Annotated in this window: 21 protein-coding genes; 8 read left to right on the top strand and 13 right to left on the bottom strand. The window is 54.6% G+C overall.

What is annotated here, in order from left to right:
- Positions 1-495: 495 nt before the first annotated feature.
- Positions 496-2,781 (top strand): formate C-acetyltransferase, encoded by a 2,286-nt coding sequence (pflB, locus tag Q0X97_RS09785; protein ID WP_302066580.1) that lies wholly within the window; start codon positions 496-498, stop codon positions 2,779-2,781.
- Between the two features lie 335 nt (positions 2,782-3,116).
- Positions 3,117-3,920, top strand: coding sequence for a pyruvate formate lyase 1-activating protein (gene pflA / locus Q0X97_RS09780; RefSeq protein ID WP_302066581.1), 804 nt, complete (start codon positions 3,117-3,119; stop codon positions 3,918-3,920).
- 140 nt (positions 3,921-4,060) lie between these two features.
- Here the strand turns inward: pflA and Q0X97_RS09775 are convergent, their stop codons facing one another.
- Positions 4,061-4,525 carry a winged helix-turn-helix transcriptional regulator gene (locus Q0X97_RS09775; protein ID WP_302066582.1) on the bottom strand — a complete coding sequence of 155 codons (465 nt, stop codon included), beginning with the start codon at positions 4,523-4,525 and terminating at the stop codon, positions 4,061-4,063.
- A 132-nt stretch (positions 4,526-4,657) separates the two neighbouring features.
- Between Q0X97_RS09775 and Q0X97_RS09770 the strand changes: the two genes are divergently transcribed.
- The 4 genes from Q0X97_RS09770 to Q0X97_RS09755 all read left to right on the top strand — a co-directional run bounded on the left by Q0X97_RS09770 (position 4,658) and on the right by Q0X97_RS09755 (position 9,240).
- Positions 4,658-5,914, top strand: coding sequence for a D-amino acid dehydrogenase (locus tag Q0X97_RS09770; RefSeq protein ID WP_302066583.1), 1,257 nt, complete (start codon positions 4,658-4,660; stop codon positions 5,912-5,914).
- Positions 5,915-6,234: 320 nt separating this feature from the next.
- Positions 6,235-7,293 (top strand): alanine racemase, encoded by a 1,059-nt coding sequence (alr, locus tag Q0X97_RS09765; protein ID WP_302066584.1) that lies wholly within the window; start codon positions 6,235-6,237, stop codon positions 7,291-7,293.
- A gap of 74 nt (positions 7,294-7,367) precedes the next feature.
- Positions 7,368-8,498, top strand: a complete 1,131-nt coding sequence (gene dapE, locus Q0X97_RS09760) for a succinyl-diaminopimelate desuccinylase (protein ID WP_302066706.1) — start codon at positions 7,368-7,370, stop codon at positions 8,496-8,498.
- A gap of 169 nt (positions 8,499-8,667) precedes the next feature.
- Positions 8,668-9,240: a DUF4126 domain-containing protein gene (locus Q0X97_RS09755; RefSeq protein ID WP_302066585.1), complete on the top strand. Its 573-nt coding sequence runs from the start codon at positions 8,668-8,670 to the stop codon at positions 9,238-9,240.
- Between the two features lie 185 nt (positions 9,241-9,425).
- On the opposite strand, the gene Q0X97_RS09750 is transcribed toward Q0X97_RS09755, so the two are convergent.
- From Q0X97_RS09750 to Q0X97_RS09720, 7 genes are all read right to left on the bottom strand, one after another.
- Positions 9,426-10,253 carry a symmetrical bis(5'-nucleosyl)-tetraphosphatase gene (locus tag Q0X97_RS09750; RefSeq protein ID WP_302066586.1) on the bottom strand — a complete coding sequence of 276 codons (828 nt, stop codon included), beginning with the start codon at positions 10,251-10,253 and terminating at the stop codon, positions 9,426-9,428.
- Positions 10,254-10,459: 206 nt separating this feature from the next.
- Positions 10,460-10,846: a RidA family protein gene (locus Q0X97_RS09745; RefSeq protein ID WP_302066587.1), complete on the bottom strand. Its 387-nt coding sequence runs from the start codon at positions 10,844-10,846 to the stop codon at positions 10,460-10,462.
- Between the two features lie 98 nt (positions 10,847-10,944).
- Positions 10,945-11,874 carry a bifunctional riboflavin kinase/FAD synthetase gene (ribF, locus tag Q0X97_RS09740; protein ID WP_302066588.1) on the bottom strand — a complete coding sequence of 310 codons (930 nt, stop codon included), beginning with the start codon at positions 11,872-11,874 and terminating at the stop codon, positions 10,945-10,947.
- Positions 11,875-12,017: 143 nt separating this feature from the next.
- Positions 12,018-12,614: a hypothetical protein gene (locus tag Q0X97_RS09735; RefSeq protein ID WP_302066589.1), complete on the bottom strand. Its 597-nt coding sequence runs from the start codon at positions 12,612-12,614 to the stop codon at positions 12,018-12,020.
- Positions 12,615-12,772: 158 nt separating this feature from the next.
- Positions 12,773-13,453, bottom strand: a complete 681-nt coding sequence (locus Q0X97_RS09730) for a Fe2+-dependent dioxygenase (RefSeq protein ID WP_302066590.1) — start codon at positions 13,451-13,453, stop codon at positions 12,773-12,775.
- 156 nt (positions 13,454-13,609) lie between these two features.
- Positions 13,610-15,817 (bottom strand): TonB-dependent siderophore receptor, encoded by a 2,208-nt coding sequence (locus Q0X97_RS09725; protein ID WP_302066591.1) that lies wholly within the window; start codon positions 15,815-15,817, stop codon positions 13,610-13,612.
- A gap of 552 nt (positions 15,818-16,369) precedes the next feature.
- Positions 16,370-17,365, bottom strand: coding sequence for a PhoH family protein (locus Q0X97_RS09720; RefSeq protein ID WP_302066592.1), 996 nt, complete (start codon positions 17,363-17,365; stop codon positions 16,370-16,372).
- A gap of 425 nt (positions 17,366-17,790) precedes the next feature.
- On the opposite strand from Q0X97_RS09720, the gene hisC reads away from it, so the two are divergent.
- Entirely contained in the window at positions 17,791-18,870 is a 1,080-nt protein-coding gene (gene hisC / locus Q0X97_RS09715) for a histidinol-phosphate transaminase (protein WP_302066593.1), read from the top strand.
- Between the two features lie 72 nt (positions 18,871-18,942).
- Positions 18,943-19,863 carry an imidazoleglycerol-phosphate dehydratase HisB gene (gene hisB / locus Q0X97_RS09710; RefSeq protein ID WP_302066594.1) on the top strand — a complete coding sequence of 307 codons (921 nt, stop codon included), beginning with the start codon at positions 18,943-18,945 and terminating at the stop codon, positions 19,861-19,863.
- Between the two features lie 24 nt (positions 19,864-19,887).
- Here the strand turns inward: hisB and Q0X97_RS09705 are convergent, their stop codons facing one another.
- The 5 genes from Q0X97_RS09705 to tatA all read right to left on the bottom strand — a co-directional run bounded on the left by Q0X97_RS09705 (position 19,888) and on the right by tatA (position 23,767).
- The gene (locus Q0X97_RS09705) at positions 19,888-21,729 is read right to left on the bottom strand and encodes a PglL family O-oligosaccharyltransferase (RefSeq protein WP_302066595.1); all 1,842 of its coding nucleotides are present in this window, start codon (positions 21,727-21,729) and stop codon (positions 19,888-19,890) included.
- A complete protein-coding gene (locus Q0X97_RS09700; protein WP_302066596.1) occupies positions 21,722-22,090 on the bottom strand; it encodes a DUF2069 domain-containing protein in 369 nt (122 codons plus the stop codon). Before Q0X97_RS09700 ends, Q0X97_RS09705 begins: the two co-directional genes overlap by 8 nt.
- A gap of 188 nt (positions 22,091-22,278) precedes the next feature.
- Positions 22,279-23,022, bottom strand: a complete 744-nt coding sequence (gene tatC, locus Q0X97_RS09695; protein ID WP_302066597.1) for a twin-arginine translocase subunit TatC — start codon at positions 23,020-23,022, stop codon at positions 22,279-22,281.
- Between the two features lie 7 nt (positions 23,023-23,029).
- On the bottom strand, positions 23,030-23,563 hold the full coding sequence (gene tatB, locus Q0X97_RS09690; RefSeq protein WP_302066598.1) for a Sec-independent protein translocase protein TatB: 534 nt from the start codon (positions 23,561-23,563) through the stop codon (positions 23,030-23,032).
- 3 nt (positions 23,564-23,566) lie between these two features.
- On the bottom strand, positions 23,567-23,767 hold the full coding sequence (tatA, locus tag Q0X97_RS09685) for a Sec-independent protein translocase subunit TatA (protein ID WP_302066599.1): 201 nt from the start codon (positions 23,765-23,767) through the stop codon (positions 23,567-23,569).
- Between the last annotated feature and the right edge of the window lie 21 nt (positions 23,768-23,788).

Genomic DNA, 23,788 nt, shown 5'->3' with positions numbered 1-23,788 from the left:
TATGAAAAATCCCCTAAATATCTTGGGAGGGAATTTAGGGGATTAGGAGGAATTTTGCAAAGGTCTCAGGATGTCTTTATCGGTGTCGGTTTTCGCAGCCGTTGCCGATTGCTGCAAACACCCGTACGGCAACCGCGGTTATTAAGATTTTAACGGATGGATAATCAGGCCGAACAGATTGGGGAAAAATACGGGGGAATGCTGGTACTGCATGGAGAGGTATCGAATTTTTTGAAATTATCTCACGGATGATTTTCAAAAAACGATTAGTGTAGAATTTTGATATATTTTACACCCATTTGTGTATCTATTTGAAGCCATGCATGGTGAAATTTCATGTGTTTTTATTACCGATATTTGATTTTCTGATTTAAGTCAAAGAGTAATTTTATTTCACAAATACTACGCACAAACATACTTGAATAAGTGCTATCCTATTACCATTAATTTTATATCCGATATTTATTTAATGTAATGAAAATAAGGAGTTCAAGTATGAATACCACCGCACAAGAGCGTCCCGCCGCATGGACCGGCTTTAAAACCGGCAATTGGGAAAGCAACATTGATGTGCGCGATTTTATTCAGCAAAACTACACGCCTTACGAAGGCAAGGGCGACTTCTTGGCCCCTGCCACCGAGGCCACTACAAAACTGTGGGCCGAGGTGATGGAAGGTATCAAAGTAGAAAACCGTACACATGCACCTTATAAAATCGATGCCCAAGTGGTTTCCGGCATTACCAGCCACGGCCCGGGCTATATTGATAAAGATTTGGAAGCCGTAGTCGGTCTGCAAACCGACGAGCCGTTGAAACGTTCCATCATGCCTTTCGGCGGCCTGAAAATGGTTCAGGATTCTTGCAAAATCTACGAAGTGGAATTGAATCCTACCGTTACCGAAATTTTCAGCAAATACCGCAAAACCCACAACCAAGGCGTGTTCGACGTTTATACGCCCGATATCCGCCGCTGCCGCAAATCAGGCGTGCTGACCGGTTTGCCCGATGCTTACGGCCGCGGCCGTATTATCGGCGACTACCGTCGTGTGGCTTTGTACGGTATCGACCGCTTGATGGCGGATAAAGTTGACCAATTCAACTCGCTGCAACCCGATTTGGAAGCCGGCAAAAACTTGGAAGAAGTTATCCGCCGCCGCGAAGAAATCAACGACCAACACAGAGCTCTGGCACAAATGAAAGAAATGGCCGCCGGCTACGGTTTTGATATTTCCGGCCCGGCCAAAAACGCCCGCGAAGCCGTTCAATGGACTTACTTCGCTTATTTGGCCGCAGTGAAATCTCAAAACGGTGCGGCAATGTCATTCGGTCGTGTGGCTACTTTCCTTGATGTTTACATTGAGCGCGACCTGCAAAACGGCACCATTACCGAAAGCGAAGCGCAAGAGCTGATCGACCATCTGGTGATGAAACTGCGTATGGTGCGCTTCCTGCGTACGCCCGAATACGACCAATTGTTCTCAGGCGACCCGATTTGGGCAACCGAATCCATCGGCGGTATGGGTTTGGACGGCCGCACGCTGGTTACCAAAAACAGTTTCCGCTTCCTGCATACGCTATACAACATGGGTCCGTCTCCGGAGCCGAACATTACCGTGCTGTGGTCTGAGCAACTGCCGGAAGGATTTAAACACTTCTGCGCCAAAGTATCTATCGACACTTCGTCTATCCAATACGAAAACGACGATTTGATGCGCCCCGACTTCAACAGCGACGACTACGCCATTGCTTGCTGCGTAAGCCCGATGGTTATCGGCAAACAGATGCAGTTCTTCGGTGCGCGCGCCAACTTGGCCAAAACCTTGCTGTACGCAATCAACGGCGGTGTGGACGAAAAATCCAAAGACCAAGTCGGTCCTAAGAGCGAGCCGATTTTGGACGAAGTGTTGGATTTCGACACCGTAATGGCCAAAATGGATAGCTTCATGGATTGGTTGGCAACCCAGTATGTTACTGCGTTGAACATCATCCATTACATGCACGACAAATATTCGTATGAAGCCGCGCTGATGGCTCTGCACGACCGTGATATCAAACGCACTATGGCGTGCGGTATTGCCGGCTTGTCGGTAGCTGCCGACTCGTTGTCTGCCATCAAATACGCCAAAGTGAAACCGATCCGCGATGAAGACAATATCGCTATCGACTTTGAAATCGAAGGCGAATACCCGCAATTCGGTAACAACGACGACCGCGTGGATGATATTGCCTGCGACTTGGTGGAACGCTTTATGAAAAAAGTGGCTACCCACCCGATGTACCGCAATGCGATTCCGACCCAATCCGTACTGACCATTACTTCCAACGTGGTTTACGGTAAGAAAACCGGTAATACGCCCGACGGCCGCCGTGCAGGTGCTCCGTTCGGCCCAGGTGCCAACCCGATGCATGGTCGCGACGTTCACGGTGCGGTTGCTTCGTTGAGCTCCGTGGCAAAACTGCCGTTTGAGTTTGCCAAAGACGGTATTTCCTACACCTTCTCTATCGTGCCCGGAGCATTGGGTAAAGACGAAGAGTCGCGCGAACGCAACTTGGCAGGTTTGATGGACGGCTACTTCCATCACGAAGCAGGCGAAATCGAAGGCGGCCAACACTTGAACGTGAACGTGCTGAACCGCGAAACCCTGATGGATGCGATGGAACATCCGGAAAAATATCCGCAACTTACCATCCGCGTATCAGGTTACGCCGTGCGCTTCAACTCTTTAACCAAAGAGCAACAACAAGACGTGATTACCCGTACCTTCACGGCAGCGATGTAATCCGGTTGAAATAAGTAAGCGATATAAATGCCGGGTTGATGCCCGGCATTTTGTTTACCGCCGTATATTTTGCCGACGGCGGATGACCATATAACCGGAAAACCGAATATTCTGCAAAAGGCTGCGAACCGCAGACCGTACGACGGTGCGGAACCGATTCCGTTGCCGCTTTAACGACTGGCAAAACCGTTTTCTTGCGAGCCGAAGCAGGTTAACGCCGCCTTCGGATATTCAGTTTCTCGGTCATAGATTATAATTTTCAGACGGCCTCGGCCAAATATAGGCTTGAGGCCGTCTGAAAACATAACCCGTTTAAAAACACATCAAAACACGATATGCAAACCTATACCATCACACCCGAAACCACAGACCAGCACGAAGGCCACCGCGGTTATCACGGCACGGGCTTGGTTCATTCCATCGAAACGTGCGGCACCGTCGACGGCCCCGGCTTGCGTTTCGTGCTGTTTATGCAAGGCTGCCTGATGCGCTGCCTCTATTGCCATAACCGCGACACTTGGGACATGCATACCGATAAGGCACAAGAGATGACGGTGGAGCAGGTGATGAAGCAGGTATTGTCTTACCGCCATTATCTGAAGGCCACCGGCGGCGGCGTAACGGCTACCGGCGGCGAACCGCTGCTGCAATACGAGTTTATCCGCGACTGGTTCAAAGCCTGTTGGGAGCACAACATCCACACCTGCCTCGACACCAACGGATATGTGCTGCATTACGACGATATTCTCGACGACTTGCTCGACCACACTAATCTGGTGATGCTCGATTTAAAACAGATAGACCCAGAAATCCATAAAGTGCTGGTCGGCATTCCCAACACCAAAACGCTGAAATTCGCCCGCTATTTGGCCGAGCGCAACCAGCCTACGCGGGTGCGTTATGTGATTGTGCCGGGTTATACCGACGACGATCGCTCCGCCCATCTGCTCGGCGAGTTTATCGGCGACATGGAAAACGTCGAAACCGTCGAACTGCTGCCGTATCATGAACTGGGCGCGCACAAATGGGAATTGTGCGGCGACGAATACAAACTCAAAGGCGTGAAGCCGCCGCCTAAAGAAACCGTGCTGCATATCAAAGAAATTCTCGAAGGTTACGGTAAAAACATTATTTATTAGCCGATTCGAAAGGCCGTCTGAAATGGTTTTGGCGAAATCCGCAAAGCTCGTTTCAGACGGCCTTTTTTTTTCGAATATGGCAGACGGCCGGCAGAGAGGTTGCTGGCCGTCTGAAACGAGCTTTGCGGATTTCGCCAAAATCAATCCAAATGCAGCAGCACGTCTTCTTTCACTTCTTCCATCACCACATAGCTGCGGCTTTCGGCGGCGGCCGGCAGTTGCAGCAGGATATTGCCGAGCATATCTCGGTAGGCCGACATATCGGGCAGGCGCACTTTGATTAAGTAGTCGTATTCGCCCGACACCAAATGGCATTCCAGAATTTGCGGAATCATCGACACTTCGCGGCGGAAGTCTTCAAAAATATTGCCGGATTTCGAACGCAGTTTGATTTCCACAAACACCAGCAGGCTTTGCCCCAAGGCGTGCGGATTGAGGTGGGCGTGGTAGCCGGTGATGATGTTTTCCCGTTCCAAACGGCGCACGCGTTCGGTAACGGGCGTGGTGGAAAGCCCCACTTTTTCGGCCAGCTCGGTCATCGGGATGCGGGCGTTTTGTTGCAGGATTTTTAAGATTTTGCGGTCAGTTTTATCCAGCTCTTTCATTGGTTTATTCACTGTATAAAATTAAATAAACATCATAATATGGGTTTTTTGCCATAAAATAAAGTGAAAAAAACTATTTGAAATTGTTTAGACTTAAAAAATACACTGCATAAAAGAGATAAAGAGGAAAACATGCATATCATCGTGTTGGGTGCAGGTGTTGCGGGCGTTTGCACCGCTTGGTATCTGCTGGAAGCGGGGCATCGGGTAACCGTTATCGAACGCGAAGAAGCTGCCGCTATGGGTACCAGCTTCGCCAATGCCGGCCAACTTTCCTATGGCTACACCACGCCGTGGGCCGCGCCGGGCATTCCCGCCAAAGCCGCCAAATGGCTGCTGAAAAAACATTCCCCGTTGATTTTCAAGCCCGACGGCAGCCTGTTCCAACTGCAATGGTTGCGGCAGATGCTGGCAAACTGCAATACCGACAGCTACCACACCAATAAAGAGCGCATGGTGCGGATTTCGGAATACAGCCGCGAAATGTTCCGCCGCTTTGAAGCCGCAACCGGCATGGATTTCGAGGGGCGCAACAAAGGCACTTTGCAGATTTTCCGCCGCCGGCACGAAGTGGAAGCCGCCGCCAAAGACATTGAAGTGCTCGAAGCATACGGCGTGCCTTATCGGAGATTGTGCGCGGAAGAATGCCTGCAATACGAGCCCGCCCTCAAAGGTGCGCTGCACAAAATCGCCGGCGCACTGCACCTGCCCAACGACGGCACCGGCGATTGCCATCTGTTTACCCGAAAACTCGCCGCCATGTGTATCGAAAAAGGGGCGGAATTTCAGTATAACCGTGCCGTCGAACGCATCGAACATTCAGACGGCCTCATCAAAGCCGTCCGCGCGGGCGGGCAGCGTTTCGAAGCCGACTGTTACGTTTGCACCCTCGGCAGCTTCAGCCGCCCGATAATGGCCGAATTGGGCTTGGATCTGCCCGTGTATCCCGTGAAAGGTTATTCGCTCACCATTCCCATAACTGACGGCGATGCCGCGCCCGTTTCTACCATTATCGACGAAACCTACAAAGTGGCGATTACCCGTTTCGATAAGCGCATCCGTGTCGGCGGCATGGCCGAATTGTCGGGTTACACCATCAATTTAAACCCCGAACGCCGCGAAACGTTGGAACTGGTGGTCAAAGACTTATACCCCGACGGCGGTGATTTGAGCCGCGGCATTTTCTGGAGCGGCCTGCGCCCGATGACACCGGACAGCACGCCGATTGTCGGCGGCACCCGCTTCGGCAACCTGTTTCTCAACACCGGCCACGGCACGTTGGGTTGGACGATGTCGCTCGGTTCGGCCAAAATCGCTGCCGATTTGATATGCGGCAAAGCCACCGAAGTGCGTAGCGACGATTTGGGTTTGGCTCGTTATGCCGTTTGAACACAGGCTCGGAGGCCGTCTGAAAACCGTTTTTCAGACGGCCTCTCCATATCGACAGCCGGTAAAGGAGCAGAAGGTCGGCATTGGCCCTGCCGCCGTGCCGCCCTGCAAAAAACCGCTCTTTCGGGGCAGGGCGGCGATGCCGCAACGAAAGTTAAGCCGGCCGCCGGCATATTCAAAAAAGCAAGCAATCGGCCTATAATCCGTTATCCGTATTCAGGCCGTCTGAAAACCGCCGCAACCCGCTTTCCGGCACATTTTAGCGAAGCCCGCAAAGTCTGCTTTCAGACGGCCTCGAAACCAATAAAAAGGAACTTCACATGCGCCCGCTGAACGCCCAAATCCGCCTCGAAAACCTGCGCCACAATTACCAAACACTGAAAAACATCCACGGCAACAAACTGTTGGCGGTGGTGAAAGCCAATGCCTACGGGCACGGCGCGGTGCGGTGCGCACATGCGTTGGCAGACATGGCCGACGGTTTCGCCGTTGCCGCCATTGAAGAAGCGGTGGAATTGCGCGAAAACGGCATCGAAAACCCGATTCTGCTGCTCGAAGGCGTGTTTGAAGCCAAAGAATATGCGCTGGTCGACCAATACCGCCTGTGGCCCGCCGTATGCAGCCAATGGCAGCTTGAAGCCCTGCTGCACCACGAATGGCAGACACCCGTAAAAGTGTGGCTGAAAATGGATTCCGGCATGCACCGCGCCGGCTTCTTCCCGCACAACTACGCCGCCGCCTACACCGCGCTGAAGCAGAATCCGAACGTGGCCGAGATTGTGAAATTCAGCCATTTCGCCTGCGCCGACGATCCCGAAAGCGGCATGACCGAAATCCAGCTTGAAGCGTTCGATTTGGGCTGCGAAGGCTTGGAAGGCGAAGAAAGTCTGGCCAATTCCGCCGCCATGCTGCGCTTTCCCGAAGCCCGTCGCGACTGGGGCAGAGCGGGGATTGCGCTTTACGGCATATCGCCTTTCGGCGGCAGCGACGAACGCCTGAAACCCGTGATGCGCCTGAGCACGCGCGTGTTTGGCGAACGCGTGTTGCAGCCGCATTCGCCCGTGGGCTACGGCGCGGTGTTTTATACGCAAAAATCCACCCGCGTCGGCCTGCTCGCCTGCGGCTATGCCGACGGCTATCCGCGCCACGCCCCCACCGGCACGCCCGTGGCCGTCGGCACCCACCGCAACCGCCTGATCGGCCGCATTTCCATGGACATGATGACGATCGAGCTTGACGTTTCCCGCGAAGGCATCGGCGACGAAGTGGAGCTGTGGGGCGACACGGTAAACATCAACGAAGTGGCGGCGGCGGCAGGCACGATTGCCTACGAATTATTGTGCAACGTGAAGCGCGCCAAGTTTACTTATTACGAATAACACACCGAGGCCGTCTGAAAATGAATCTTGTGAGTTTTCAGACGGCCTCGATATATCCGAAAACCGAGAAAGAAATGAACGACACCCAATCTCTCGCCTTAACCAAGCAACTCATCGCCCGGCCTTCCGTTACCCCCGACGACCAAAACTGCCAGCAGATTTTGGCCGAACGGCTGCAAAAAATCGGTTTTACCGTCGAAGAAATGAACTTCGGCGACACCAAAAACATCTGGGCGCGGCGCGGTACGGCTTCACCGGTGGTGTGTTTCGCAGGGCATACCGACGTAGTGCCGCCGGGGCCGTCTGAAAAATGGGATTCGCCGCCGTTCGAGCCGACCGAGCGCGAAGGCCGACTTTACGGGCGCGGCGCGGCGGATATGAAAACCAGCATCGCCTGTTTCGTTACCGCCTGTGAGCGTTTTGTGGCGGAACATCCCGACCACACCGGCAGCATCGCGCTGCTGATTACCTCCGACGAAGAAGGCGACGCGCACGACGGCACCACCAAAGTGGTTGATGCACTCAAAGCGCGCGGCGAGTTGATTGATTACTGCATCGTCGGCGAACCGACCGCCGTCGAAACGCTGGGCGACACGGTGAAAAACGGCCGCCGCGGTTCGCTTTCCGGCAACCTCACCGTTAAAGGCAAGCAGGGGCACATCGCCTACCCGCATCTGGCGTTAAACCCCGTGCACGTTTTCGCGCCCGCACTGGCGCAACTGACCGCAACCGAATGGGACAAAGGCAACGAATATTTCCCGCCCACCGGTTTTCAGATTTCCAATATCAACGGCGGCACCGGCGCAACCAACGTCATTCCCGGCACGCTCAACGTCAAATTCAATTTCCGCTTTTCCACCGAATCCACCGACATCGGCCTGAAACAGCGCGTGCACGATATTTTGGACAATTGCGGCATCAGCTACGATTTGGAATGGTCTTGCTCGGGGCAGCCGTTTCTCACCGAAGCAGGCCGCCTGACCGACATCGCCCGCGAAGCCATCGCCAAAGTGTGCGGCGTGCAAACGCAGCTTTCCACCAGCGGCGGCACTTCAGACGGCCGCTTCATCAAAGCCATCGCCGCCGAACTGATCGAACTCGGCCCCTGCAACGCCAGCATTCATCAGATTAATGAAAACGTGCTGCTGAGCGACATTCCCAAGCTCTCGGCGGTGTACGAAGAAATGCTCAAAGCCCTGCTCTGAGGCCGTCTGAAAGATGGTTCGGCGGGGGAAAATTTGAAACGGCTTGAGGCCGTCTGAAAACTGTTTTTCAGACGGCCTTTCCGTATGCAAACGGCGGTAAACCGTAAATTCAATGCCGTTCCGGCCGATTTGCAGTATGATGCGGTTTTTGATATTTCTTATTTAAATCATGACGTTCGACACCATCATCAGTATCGCCCTCGGTATCGGCTTGGCCGCCAGCACCGGTTTCCGCGTGTTTCTGCCTTTGTTCGCACTCAGTTTGTCGGCTTATTTCGGCTTGTGGCCGCTGAACGAAAGCTGGCAATGGTTGGGCAGCACCAATGCATTGATTATTCTGGGAATTGCCGCGATTGTGGAATCGTTGGGCTATTTGATTCCGTTTATCGACAATTTGCTCGATACCATCGCCGTGCCGCTGGCAGGGCTGGCAGGTACGGCGGTAATGGCTTCCACCGCCGCCGATTTGAGTCCGGCGGTAACGTGGGCGTTGGCGATTATTGCCGGCGGCGGTGCGGCGGCAGCCATTAAAGGCGCAAACGCCACCACCCGCGCGGCCAGCACCGCGACAACGGGCGGGCTGGCAAACCCGATATTCTCGGTAGCGGAAACCGGCACGGCCGTGGTGATGACCGCGCTCAGCCTGTTTGTGCCGATATTGGCGGTGTTTGCGGTGGTGATGGTGTCGTTTTGGCTGTATCGGAAATACACCCGATACCGCAGGAGCAGGGTGCAGGTTTAAAGCGGCACGATATCGCTGCCGGCATAACGAAACATCAGGCCGTCTGAAAACTTTTCAGACGGCCTGATGTTTCGTTATCGCGAATCGGCTTAAAAAACAACCTGTAGCATACTCGGGGATACGAACCGCGATAAAGATTCGGTGCGATATACGATCGAGGCGGGCGCGTTGCGTTTGGTGTCCGCCTATAAAGTGGTCGCCCAATGCAGCCCGCTTTGGGAATCGACTTGGGTAATTTCGTTTGTATCGAGATTCACTGCGGTCAATTCGCCGCCCCAAAGCGCGCCGGTGTCGAGGGCGATAACGTTGCGGGCGTTGAGGTAGCCCAAGGCCGACCAATGGCCGAAAACGATGATGTGGCTCAAATGCCGGCGGTTGGGGGCTTCAAACCACGCACGCAGGCCGCAGGGCATGTCTTCGGGGCCGGTTTTGAAATCGTAGTCGAGTTCGTTGTCGAACGTGAGGGCGCGCATACGGGTGAACACGTTGGTAATCATGCGCAGGCGGTTGTAGCCTTCCAAATCGGGCGACCAACTGTGCGGCTTGTTGCCGTACATATTGAGAAAATACTGCATCGCTTTGTCGCCCCGCAATTCGCTTTCCACTTCTTGGGCAAGGCTTTCGGCTTCGGCCACGCTCCATTGCGGCAGCAGGCCGGCGTGTACCAAAACGTGTTTTTCGCCGCGTATCAGCAAAGGTTGGGCGCGCAGCCAGTCGAGCATTTTCAAGCGTTCGGGGTGTTCGAGAATCGGCGAAATGGTGTCGCCGCGTTTGATTCTGCCGAAGCCGTACGACACGGCCAGCAGGTGCAGGTCGTGGTTGCCGAGCACGGTACGGATGCTGCTTTCGTGGCGCATCACATATTGCAATGCTTCGAGCGACTGCGGGCCGCGGTTGACAATGTCGCCCGTGAGCCAGAGCGTGTCGGTGCCGTGATTGAAGCCGATTTTGTCGAGCAGGGCGGTGAATTCGCCGAAACAGCCCTGAATGTCGCCGATTGCGTAATGTGCCATGATGTGGCTCCGTTTGAAGGGAAAGGGTTGGGCAGGCCGTCTGAAAAAACGGGTATGGGTTTATATCTGCATGGTAATGCGAATCTAACGGCTTGCCGCCGTTTCTCCGGTTTTCTGACGCTGCGTGAAGATAAAGGAGGGCGGATTATGCGGATGATTCGTTACAGGCCGTCTGAAAAACATGTTCAGACGGCCTGCTTGATCTATCAGCCCAGCACCAATACGGCTTCCGCTTCCACTTGCACGCCTTTGGGCAGGCTGGCCACGCCGACGGCGGCACGGGCGGGGAAGGGTTGGCTGAAATATTCGGCCATCACTTCGTTGAATACGGCGAAGTTGCCCAAGTCGGTGAGGTAGGCGTTGACTTTGACGATGTCGTCTAAAGAACCGCCCGCCGCTTGCGCCACGGCTTGCAGGTTTTTAAACACTTGGTGCGCTTCGGCGCGGAAATCGCCGTTGCCGACCACGGTCATGGTGGCGGGGTCGAGCGGGATTTGGCCGCTCATGTAAACGGTGTCGCCCGCGCGCACGGCTTGGCTGTATGCGCCGATGGCGGCGGGGGCGTTGTCGGTGTGGATGATGGTTTTGGCCATGATGTTATCTCCTTGAGAATAAAAGTTAATTATCTGATAAATGGCAGGGGTTTGTCAGCGGTAATGATTGTTCAGACGGCCTGATGAAGGTATTTGTTTCAGGCTTTCATCCAATTTCTCGCCGCATCCATATCCGCCCAGATCTGTTTTTTCAAATCGTCGATGTTGTCGAACTTGGCTTCGTCGCGCAGTTTGTGTAGGAAACGCACGCGGATGCGTTGGCTGTATAGGTTGCCGTTGAAGTCGAACAAATGCACTTCGAGCTTTTGGCGGCGGGTTGCCGATACGGTGGGGTTGAAGCCGAAGCTGGCTACGCCGCGGCGGGTGCCGAAGCTGCCTTCCGCTTCAACTACAAACACGCCGCTGAGGGCGTAGTGGTGTTGGGGAAGCTGCACGTTGGCGGTGGGGCAGCCGATGGTGCGGCCGAGTTTGGCACCGTGTTTGACTTTGCCGCTGAGTGCGTAGTCGTGGCCGAGCAGTTTGCCGGCGTATTCCAAGAGGCCGTCTGAAAGGGCTTTGCGGATGGCGGTGCTGCTGGCGCGGATGTTTTCCACCAGCACGGAAGGGGTGCGCTCGGTAACCATGTCGGGCTGGCTTTGCAGCAGGGCGAAATCGCCTTCGCGCCCTGCGCCGAAGCGGAAATCGTCGCCGATGAGCAGGTATTTGGTGTTGAGGGTTTCGCGCAGCAGGCGGCTGATGAAGGTTTGGGCGTTGATGTCGGCAAAGGCTTGGTTGAAACGCAGCACCCACACGGCATCGACGCAGCCGGTTTCGCGCAGCAAGTGCAGTTTGCTGCGCAGCGGGCTGAGGCGGTAGGGCAGTTCGCGGCCTTGTTTGCGGGCGAAAAATTCTTGCGGCTGCGGCTCGAAGGTAACGACAACCACGGGTAGGCCGCGGCTTTGTGCTTCTTGTTTGAGCCGTTGCAGAATGTGGCGGTGGCCGAGGTGTACGCCGTCGAAATTGCCGATGGTAACGGCGGAGCCTTGCGGAAAGTCGGGGCGGCTGCCCTGACCGAACCAGATTTTCATGGGTAATGTCTGTGTGTGTGGAAAAACGGGATATTGTAAGCCGAATCGGCGGCGGGGGGAATGCCGTGAGGCCGTCTGAAAGCGCACTTTGCGAGCTTCGCCGAAAACCCGCATTGAGCTTTTTTCAGACGGCCTCGAATAGGTTAGCCGTCGCGGCGTTCGAGCAGCATCAGCAGCATGGCGGCGTTCAGCACCAATACATCGTCTTCCGCCGGAGCTTGGGCGGTTTTTTCCAAGCTGAATTTGCGCTCGAAAAACGAGGCGTTTTTCTTGAGGCGGTAGGTTTCGCGTCCGTCGGGCGTGGCGATGGTATAGGTTGGGTTGAGGAAGTAGCCGGTGAGCATGCCGAGAATGGGGATTTCGCCGACGATGCCGTCCACCACGGCCACCCACGGATTTTCTTCGTGAAGGGTGTAGCGCGGGCTGCCCGCTGCGTCGCTGAGGGTATAGCTGGTTTTCCACAGCGATTTCATGCCGCTGCGCTTGATGCTGCCGATGGTTCGGCCTGCCGCGTCGCGCACGGTGTAGTTGGCATTGAAGTCGATAATGCGGTCGGCGTCGATGGTGTAGAGCTTCTCGCTGCGGCTGCCGTTGCGGAAAATTTCGATGGATTCTTTGAGCTTAAAAATCTTCTGCCGCGTGTAGGCCACTTCTTCGCCTTGTGCGTCGAACACGGTGAAGTCGTTGGAGGGTGTGAAGATTTTGAAGGTGAAGTTGAGGGGGAATTGAAGGTTTTGCATGTGTTGTTTCGAGAAATCAAGATGTTGCCGATTATAGCAAATTTTGATTCGTCATGACGGGGCGGTTGTTGATGTGAGGCCGTCTGAAAACGAACTTTGCGGGTTTTAGCGAAACTCACAAAGTTTATTTTCAGACGGCCTCATAGGTCGGAGCGGTATCAAATGCTCGACCATTGGCGCAGCAGGTTGTGGTAAACGCCTGTGAGCAATACGGATTCGTCGGATTCGCCGTATTGTGCGCGCAGCGAGGTGATGGCGCGGTCCATGTCGAAGAGCATGGTGCGTTTTTCGTCGCTGGATACCATGGATTGCGTCCAGAAAAAGCTGGCGATGCGCTGGCCGCGGGTAACGGGGGTTACGTGGTGCAGGCTGGTGGCGGGGTAAACAATCATGTCGCCGGCGGCCAGTTTGACGCGGTGGCTGCCGTAGTTGTCTTCAATCACTAATTCGCCGCCGTCGTATTCGTCGGGGTCGTTGAGAAACAGGGTGCTGGATACGTCGGTGCGTACCCATTGGCCGGTGTAGGGGTCGCTGCGGATGGCGTTGTCGATGTGGTTGCCAAAGTTTTGGCCTTCGCGGTAGCAGTTGACCAGCGGCGGGAAAACGGTGTGCGGCAGGGCAGCGGAGAAGAATTCTGCATTGCGCAATACGGCGGTTTTTACCAACTCGGCCATGATTTTGCCGGCTTCGCTCATTTGCGGCAGTTGCAGGTTGTTTTTCACTTGTCCGGACTGGCTGCCGGCCGTGATTTTGCCGTCGCACCACGGGGCATCGGCCAGCAGGTTTTGCGCATAGGCCAGTTCGTCGTAGGTCAATACATTTTCTATATGTAGCAACATGATGATATTCCTTGTGATTTTGAAAAACCGATAAACTTAATACGGGGTGCGTTGCAGGATATTAAGTTTAGCGGCTCGGGTGGTAAAAAAGAGGCCGTCTGAAAAGGATTGAGGGAAAAAATATTTTCAGACGGCCTTACACGCTACGCGAGATGCTTAGAATTTATAACCGAAAGTAGCCAGCACGGTACGGCGGTCGCCCGGTATGGCTTGGCGGCGGTGGCCGGTGGTGAAGTGTTTTTTGTCAAACACGTTGTTCACGTTGAGTTGTGCGCGGTATTTGCGGTTTTCGTAGCTGGTCATGGCATCGACTGCGGTGTAGGCCGGCAGTTTCTGCACAATGCTGCCGTTATTGTTCGGACTGTGGGTGTAGCGGTCGCCGACGTGGCGGATACCCAAACCGGCATTCACGTTATTGGTGATGCGGTAGTTAGTCCACAGGTTGGCGGTAAACTTGGCGGCTGCTTCGGGGAAGTGGCCGTTAAGTTGTTTGGTGGAAGCCGAGGTGGCTTTCATGCTGCCGTTGCTCACGATCACGTTGCCGATTACGTTCAGGCGGTCGGTAATGCGGCCGGCCACTTCCACATCCAAACCGTAAACTTTCGCCCAGTCGATAAATCCTGCATCGCGATAGTATTGCTGGGTTTTTTTGGTGTGGAACAGGGCGGCGTTCACCGTCAGCGCATCGTCGAAGAAGGCGTTTTTGGTGCCGACTTCCACTGTGCGGGTTTTTTCCGGTTCGGCAACCAGTTGTGCGTCTTCCAATGCATCAGGCTGGCCGGTTACGCGGTAGGCCACGGGCGTGGCGGCGGTGCTGTAAGTGGCGTAAACGTTATGGCCGGGCAGGTAATCCCAAATCATGCTGCCGTTGTAAGTCCAGATGTTGTCGGAACGGCTAGCGTTTTTGTTGTTTCTGCTCGGAATAAGCGCTTCGTTTTTGGTGTTGATGCGGTTGAAGCGCACGCCGGCAATGGCTTTGACCGTAGGGGTCAGTTCCACGATGTCATTCAGGCCCACGCCGATGGTGCGGGTGGTGAGAATACCGCTGAGTGCAGGGTTTAGAACTGCGGTAAAACGGTCGTTTGAGAGAAATTTTCCACTGCCGACATCATATGGAGAACCTTCTAAAACTCCGTTGTTCCCCGGTACAACTTGGGTGCCGTTGCGGAAGAAAGTGGCGGAACGGCTATAGTTGTTACGTTTTTCCTGCGTCAGCTCCAAATTGGCGAGCAAATCGTGTTTGACCGGGCCGGTGTCGAATTTGATATTGAAATCAGTATGGTTGCTCCATGTATTGGAATCGTATTTGATGTTCTTGTAATCATTCAAACGGCGACGGATTTGCGTTTGGTTGCCGTTCCAGCGCGGTCCCAATACCAGATAGTTGTAATCGGTTTTGGCATAACGCAGGGTGTTGGTCAACGTCGTATCGTCGTTGAAATTGTGGCGGAGTTTTGCCGTGGCGGTGTGGTTGCGGCGTTTTTCAAAATCAATGTCGGGATAGCCGAAGTTTTTGTCGATCAGGCGGTCGTCGGCCACGGCAGTGTTGCTGCCGGTGCTGCGGTAAGGCACGCCTAAGTCGGGGAATTTATCCGATTTTTCAAATTTATAGCCCAAGTCGAACTGAGTGTCGCTGCTCAAGCCGACGGAAATGCTCGGGGCGATGCCGAATTTGCGGCTGTCGACGGGTTTGCGGAACGAATCTTTGTCTTCGCCCACGATGTTCAGGCGCACGGCCACGTCGTCGTTAAAGGCATGGTTGAAATCACCGGTCAGGCGTTTGTAGTTGCGGTTGCCGATGCCGAGGGCGACATCGCCGCCGGTGCCGATGTAAGGCGTTTTGCTGACTTGGTTGATCACGCCGCCTGCCGCGCCGCGGCCGAACAATACGGCGGCGCTGCCTTTAAGCACTTCGATGTGGTCGGTATTGAAAGTGTCGCTGTTGAATTCGGCCGCCGAACCGCGCAAACCGTCGTCGTATACGTCGCCGCCCGCGTGTATGCCGCGGATAATCGGCACTTCGGTTTGCCCGCCTTCACCCGCTTGGAAGGTGATGCCGGCATTTTTCAACGCTTCTTTCAGGTCGGAAGTGGCTTGGTCTTTGATAACCTGCTGGTTGATGACCGTGGCACTTTGCGGAATATTCTGTACGTCTTGCAGACGTTTGCCGATGGTGGTGTTGGGTGCTTTATAGCCGCTGCGTATGGGCTTGCTGCCTTGTACGGTTATTTTTTCAAGTTCTGCCGAGGCCGTAGGCTGGGTTGCCGCAAAAGCCGGATTCATCGCGGCAGCTAGAAGGCCGACGCCGAGTACCATGGATCGGTTGCGGCTGCCGGTTAAGGTGATGTTGTTTTTTTTGCTCATCAATACAAACTCCTGATGCATATGAATGAAAGAGAATAAATCATGTACCGACAATGGGCGGTATAACGGCAATCGGGCAGATACTGCTTGGCAATATGCTATTCGGATTGACTGTTTTGTTTCCGACTATTGTCGGAGCTGTCTGAATGATGTTTCAGACGGCCTGAGACCTTTGTAAAATCATCAGATGCGGGCTGTTGCGTGATGCACGGTTTGCTTGGCTTTGCAGGATATAGGTTCACATTTGCTATGCTGCTAAACCCTGAACTTGAACTGCATCCACATCTGACGATTTTGCAAAGGTCTCGGCCTGTTGCAGTTGATTTGGATATCAAAATTAATTGTGATAACCAAACTCATTTGCATTTTAAATAAGACTAATGATTTGTCAATAAGTCGGTTGCGAGCGGTATCGGCGGCGGAGCGAGTATGGCGGGGTTGGGCTTGGAAATTCGGCGGCAACGAAAGGGCCCGCTGTTTTGCGGGCCGGTGTTGTATTTTCGCTATCGGGAGGTTTTGCGGCAACTGTGCGGGTGTTGCGGTTGTCGGTTATCAGGCCGAATGCCGGTCGGGCAAGAGTTGAGGCTGTTTTTCCGCTTTTTCTTCCGCCGCATCGTAGGCTTCGACGATTTTCTGCACCAAAGGATGGCGCACCACGTCTTCGCTGGTGAAGGTGTGGAAATACAAGCCTTCGATGCCGCTGAGTTTTTCTTTGGCATCTTTCAAGCCCGATTTGATGTTGCGCGGCAAGTCGATTTGGCTCAGGTCGCCGGTAATCACGGCTTTGGCACCGAAACCGATGCGGGTGAGGAACATCTTCATTTGCTCGGGCGTGGTGTTTTGCGCTTCGTCGAGAATCACATAAGCGCCGTTGAGCGTGCGGCCGCGCATGTAAGCCAGCGGCGCGATTTCGATTAAGCCTTTTTCCAAGAGCTTGGTAACGCGGTCGAAGCCCATCAAGTCGTATAAAGCGTCGTAAAGCGGGCGCAGGTAGGGATCGACTTTTTGGGCGAGGTCGCCGGGCAGAAAGCCGAGTTTTTCGCCGGCTTCCACGGCGGGGCGCACCAAAACGATGCGCTCGATTTGGTGTTTTTCCATCGCATCAACGGCCGCGGCCACGGCCAGATAGGTTTTACCGGTACCGGCAGGCCCCAAGCCGAAAACGACATCGTGGTTGAGCAGTGCGCGGATATAGCCGTTTTGGCGCGGTGTTCGTCCGCCGACGCTGCCGCGCTTGGTGCGCAGATAATATTGCTGGTCGTGATGTTTTTCTTCGTGTTGCGCGTCGGCGGTTTTGGCTTCGACGGCGGCAAGCTGGATGTCGCTGTCTTCTAGATCGCGGCTCTCGGCGGTGCTTGCCAAAGAGAGCAGGGCGCGGCGGCCTGCGTGGGCGAGTTCGCCTAAAAAGGTGAAGCTGGAAAAACGGCGGCTGATTTGGATGTCGAGGGCTTTGCCCAGAGTGTCGAGATTGCTGTCGAATGCGCCGCACAGGCGTTGCAGCACGGTGTTGTCGATGTCGTCGAATTGCAGGTGAACGGTATGGGTCATGCGTTTTTGTTTCTTTCGGAAAATTAAATTCGTATGGCTGGTTTATAAGGTTTAAAGGCTGAAAAATCAAGGCCGTCTGAAAGATATCGTCGATAAACTTGCATTTGCTCTGCCTTAGCTCAAAGAGGGCGGCAACGGAGCCGGTTTCATACTGCTTGTACCGCCTGCGGCTTGCCACCTTGTGTCGGAAACAAGTTTACCGGCGGGGTCTTTCAGACGGCCTGCATGCGGGGGAATCGGAACGCCGACTAACCGGTTGACAGAATTCTTGCCGGAAAGTTGTTTGGCCGGCCGCAAAATGCTGCGGTAAGCCGTGATAAAAGGATTATTTGGAAAGCATATGTATTGCGGCTGCATAATAAGGCGTGTTTTATGGTACATTAGCAGTTTCAGACGGCCTTTCGGCCGCGGTTCGGAGTATGACGATGACAGCTTTATCCGATTTTATCCGCCCTGAGATTCAGGCGATGACAGCATATCGTGTGGCAGACCTGCCCGAAGGCTTTATCAAGCTGGATGCGATGGAAAGTCCTTATCATCCTTTTGCCGGTGCGCCCGAGTTGGTCGGCGAATGGCAACGGCTTCTGGCGGATGCTCCGATTCATCTTTATCCCAATCCTGCGACCAGCGGTTTGCAGGATGCGCTGCGTCAGGCGTTCCATATTCCTCAAGAAGCAAAAATTGCGCTGGGCAACGGTTCGGACGAATTGATCCAACTGCTTACCATGCTGGTTGCCAAACCGAAAGCCACGATGTTGGCGGTGGAGCCGAGCTTTGTGATGTACAAGCACAACGCCCGGCTTTTCGGCATGCAATATGCGGGCGTGCCGTTGAACGGGGATTTCACTTTAAACATGCCCGAGCTGCTGGAGGCCGTCGAATGGCACAATCCGGCGCTGGTGTTTATCGCCTACCCGAACAACCCCACCGGCGTGTGTTTCAAGCGCGAAGAAGTGGAAGCCGTGATTGAGGCGGCCAAAGGCATTGTCGTGGTGGACGAAGCCTACGGCGCGTTCAGCCGCGACAGCTTCCTGCCGCAGGCGGGCAGTATTGAGAATCTGGTGGTGATGCGCACCGTGAGCAAAATCGGTTTTGCGGGTTTGCGCATCGGCTATGCTTCGGGCTACGCCGCCGTTATCGACGAACTGGCGAAAATCGTGCCGCCCTACAATATGAACCAATTGAGCCTTGTAACGGCGACATTCGCCCTGCAACATGCGGAACGAATCGAAGAAACGACTGCCAAACTGAAAGACGAGCGCGAGCGGGTGTTTGCCGGATTGTCGGCAATAGGCCGTCTGAAAGCCTTTCCCAGCGACGCGAACTTTATTACCGTGCGCGTGCCGGATGCGCAGGAGCTGTTTGATACGTTGAAGCAAAACAAAATTCTGATTAAAAACCTGCACGGCGTGCATCCTTTGCTGGATCAATGTGTACGCATCACCGTCGGTTCGCCCGAAGAGAACGATGCCGTCTTAAAAGTGATCCGCGCCCTGTATCGGTAAACTTGTTTTCAGACGGCCTCTCAAGGCGGTCTGGGTAGATTTTGAAATTAGTAAACACAACCGGATATTGTTATGAATAAAGCACAACTCCATCTTCAAAACCTGTATATCCTGATGAAAGAAGCCGGTTCGCTGGCAGAGCTGGCGCGCCGCAGCGGTTATGACAATTCCGCTTCGCTTTCCCAAATCAAACGCCGTTTGGAGCAGCAAAGCACGGATGAAAACGGCCGCGGTATCCGCGCATCGCTGCTGGCGAAACTCGAAAGCGGGATGGGAAAACGCAAAGGCTGGATGGATAGGGAGCATGATCCCGAAGCCGAAAAACGCCAGAAAGAAGCGGCGGCCGAACGTGCCGCCGAAAAAGCCGCCGTCGCGGTATCCGTGCCCGTGTTTGAAGGCGCGCGTGCGGTTACGGTTGTCCGCAATACCAGCGAAACCCGGATTTCCGTATCGCTGAACCTCGACGGCAGCGGCGTAGGCCGATTCGATACCGGCGTGCCGTTCCTCGACCACATGCTCGACCAAATCACCCGCCACGGCCTGATTGATTTGGATATTACCTGCCAAGGCGATTTGCATATCGACGACCACCACACCGTAGAAGATATCGGCATCACGCTCGGGCAGGCGTTGAAGCAGGCGTTGGGCGACAAGGCCGGAATCCGCCGCTACGGGCATGCCTACGTGCCGCTGGACGAGGCTTTGAGCCGTGTGGTAATTGATTTGTCGGGCCGTCCGGGGTTGGTGTACAACATCGAATTTACCCGCGCAATGATCGGCCGTTTCGATGTGGATTTGTTTAGCGAGTTTTTCCAAGGCTTGGTCAACCACAGCATGATGACGCTGCATATCGACAACCTGCGCGGTAAAAATGCCCACCACCAAGCCGAAACCATGTTTAAGGCTTTCGGCCGCGCACTGCGTATGGCGGTGGAGTACGACGAACGTATGGCCGGCATTATGCCTTCGACAAAAGGCACGCTGACCGCTTGAGGCCGTCTGAAAAAAATACCCCGGTTACGGGGTATTTTTTTTCGCCGTGTCGCACGGCTTGGCTTGGGGATTTTGTTTGCGCAATTCTTTGCAGTAGGTTTGCAGTTCGTCATCCAATGGCACCAACAGGCTGTTGCTGCGGATTTTTTCCGCATAATGCGGCATGGAGTGGGGATAGTAGAGGTACATCTTGCGCATCCATGCTTCCGCCTCTTGTTTTTGCCCCCTGCGGTATCGGTACAGCCCGACCTGATAAGCATTGGCATACGGGCGGAATGTCAACGCCTCCGCCGCCGCTTTTTCCGCCCACGGATAAATGCCCGGGTCGGCGGGGTTGGCGTGGCGGGTGAGCGAAAGTTGCGCGTAATAACGCAGCATCGGTTCGGTTGCGGCAATTTTGTTCAGACCGGTGATTTTTGCGGCAACGGCGGCGGCATCGTCTTTTTTCGATTGGCGGTCGAACTTCACCAAATCGGTATATACCCAACCCAAACGGGCAATGGACGCCAGCAGGAATACGGCCAGCAGAGCACCGCCGGAGTTTTGCCATTTAACCGCTTTGAGGCCGTCTGAAAAATCTTCCTCGCGTGCGGGCGACAGGCCGGCCATTAAAGCAAACGGCACCAGAAAATAGAAATACCAAAGCGGGTATTCCAACATGCTGTGGCAGAGGGAAACCGCCATCATTGCCAGCAGAAGCAGCGAAGCGTGGTTGAACGGCCGCGCAAACATGCGCCCGATGGCGGCCAAAAAGCCCAAGCCTACCAACAGCGTGCCGGCCAAGCCCATTTCGGCCAAAAGCTGCAACACGATATTGTGCGAATGCGTGAACAGCACGTTCAGCATATTGCCGCTGAACTTGCCCATTTGCGCGTGAGCCAAAAAGCCCTGCAAAGAAAAACTGCCCCAGCCGTGCCCCCAAAAGGGAGCGGACAAAAATACCGCCCAAGCCTTGCGCCATTCCACATCGCGCGCGGAGCCGCTGAAGCCGCCGCCTTCCACGCGTTCCAGCGCCGTATCGTATTTCACGCCTGAAAACATATCCAGAAGCGGGCCGATACCGAACTGTACGATCACCGTCATCACCAGCGCGAACAACATAATCAGCACCAAACGGTTGGCTCCGCGGCCGGCGCGCCAACGCCAAAACGGAAGCAGCAAACCGACACCGATCACATAAGTGAGAATGGTGCGCGAGTTTACCAAGCCCAGCACCGAAGTCAGCGTCAGTACCATTAGAAAACCGAGCCAGCCGGGCATTCTGCGCATCGCCCACAAATACGAAGCCGCCAGCGTGCCCCACATCAGATAATGCCCCAGATGATTACGCTGGCCGAGCTGCCCGCTCACTTCGCGCAGCCCGCGGTAAGCGATGATGCCGCGGAACATTTCCGCCGAAGCCCAGCCGGTAAACTGCATCAACGCCACCGCCGCCTGTATCAGTACGCCGGCCAGCAGCGTCCATGCCAACACCGACACCACGCGTTCCTGCCCCCATTCCGCCACCCAGCCGCGGCAGGCCCAAGCCGCCAGCGCCAGAATCACGAATGCCGAAGCCGTCATATCGCTCAAGCCCGGATAGGTCAAATCCATCAACCGCGCCTGAAGCCACCAAAACACAGCCAAAACCAAAAAATAAACCGAAGCGGCAGGCAAACGCACATTCAGACGGCCTGTCAACGCCGTCAGCAGCAACAATAACACCGCTCCGGCGAGCGAACCCGCTTCCAGATAAAAGCTCGATAACGGGCCGACGCGGTACAGCGACACGAAAGGTGCGATACAAATGCAGATAAAGCACAACCACAACGGCCACAAACGCCATGTCCACACCGTCGCCGAATAGTCGGAATAACGGCTAAACATGTGGCACCGCCTTCCGCTGCTGTTTCACAAAAACCAAGCAGGCGACGAAAAACACGCTGCTGCACACCAATGCCGCAGCGGAACAGGCACGGCTGGCAGGCGCAGCGTCAAACAGCCGCACCACCGCTTCGGCAAAATAAAACAGCACCAGCAGGCAACTGTATTGGAAAGTGTAAACCCTGCCTTTCAAAATGCCCGCCAGCGGCAGACACAAAGGCAAAGCTTTCAAAGCCAGCCACGAACCGCCCGGGCGCAGCGGCGCAAGCCAAAGCTCCCAAGCAAGGCTGACGGCAATCAGCCCGCACAGGCTGATGACGGCGGCGGTATGCGACCAGTGTTTTTTATCGGAGGGTGTGTTCATCGTTCAATCTGTTTAATGTGAGGCCGTCTGAAAAAGCGTATTGTTTTCAGACGGCCTTTAAGAAAATTAGTTTTATGCGGTTGATAAAAAAATGCGGCAGGCATTTTATCTTAAAAACGGTTGAGGCCGTCTGAAAATGTTTTAGCGAAACTCGCAAAACTCGTTTTCAGACGGCCTCAATTCACGGTTCAGCTTTCCTGCCTGCGCGACAACGGCTTCGTAAAACGGCAAAACCACAAGCCCGCTTCATACAGCAACACCAACGGCACGGCGAGCATGATTTGCGAAATCACGTCGGGCGGCGTGATGATAGCGGCGATCACAAACGCGCCCACAATCACATAAGGCCGAGCGGACTTTAACTGCTCCAGCGACAGCACGCCCATGCGGTTCAACAAAACCACCACCACCGGCACTTCGAATGTAGTGCCGAACGCGACAAACATACCCAATACAAACGACAGGTATTTGTCGATGTCGGTCGCCATGTTCACGCCGATGGGCGTAACGCCGGCCAGAAACTTAAACACCACCGGAAACACCAGAAAATAAGCAAACGCCATGCCCGCAAAAAACAACAAAATGCTCGAGAGCACCAAAGGCGTAATCAGGCGTTTTTCATTTTGATAAAGCGCGGGGGCGACGAACGCCCAAACCTGATACATCGTGTGCGGCAGCGACAGCAAAAAAGCCGCCATCAGCGTTACTTTTACCGGCACGAAAAACGGCGCAACCACGTCGGTGGCAATCATGCTGGTGTTGGCCGGCAGCGTCGCCATCAGCGGTTCGGCCACAAACGTATAGAGCTTTTGGGCAAAAGGCATCAGGCCGAAAAAGCAGATCAAGAGGCCGCCGATTATCCACATCAGGCGGCGGCGCAATTCGATTAAATGTTCAACCAAAGGCTGCTGGGCTTGTTGTTCTTCAGACACCGTTTACTCACTTTTTGCGGACGCGCAGTTGCGGTTTCGGGCGGTGGCGCGGACGCATGTCGCGTTTGCGCTGCATGGCCTGCCGCCGCAGGGAGACTGTATGAAACCCGCCGGATGCGTGCGGGTTTTCAGACGGCATCGGGTAATCGAGCCGGCCGTTGTCGGCATGGTCGCTGCCCAGCGGGTTGCCGTGTTCGTCCAAACCGAAATCGGCGGGTGTACGCTGTTGCGGCACACGTTCCCATGCCGGCACTTTGAGGCCGTCTGAAATATCGTCCAAATCCTTGCGCAGGCTTTCGCCCGTGCTGCCCAGCCCGTTGCGCAGCGATTCTGCGGCGGATTCGAACTCGCTTTTGGCTTTGCGCAGCTCGTCCATTTCGATTTGCGCGCTCAATTCCTGCTTCACGCTGCTCACCGTGCGCTGCACACGCCCAAGCAAGCTCCCCGCCATGCGGGCGGCTTTAGGCAGGCGTTCGGGGCCGAGCACCACCAGCGCAATCACACCTATCAGCAGCAGTTCGCTGAAACCGAAATCAAACATGGTTTAAGCTGATTTGTTATCGTCTTTTTGGTGCTCGATCACATCGTCTTTTTTACCGGCTTCAGTGCCTTCGTTCAAACCCTGTTTGAAATCGTGTACCGCACCGCCCAAGTCTTTGCCGACGTTGCGTAATTTTTTTGTGCCGAATACCAGCACAACAATCACCAGCACGATAATCCAGTGCCAGATAGAGAAGCTGCCCATGATTTAAGTCCTTATCATTAA

Origin of the sequence: Neisseria sp. MVDL19-042950 (assembly GCF_030504625.1) — a bacterium.
GTDB lineage: Bacteria > Pseudomonadota > Gammaproteobacteria > Burkholderiales > Neisseriaceae > Neisseria.
The sequence above is the reverse complement of the archived record's forward strand: the minus strand, read 5'-3'. Positions and strand labels throughout refer to the sequence as shown.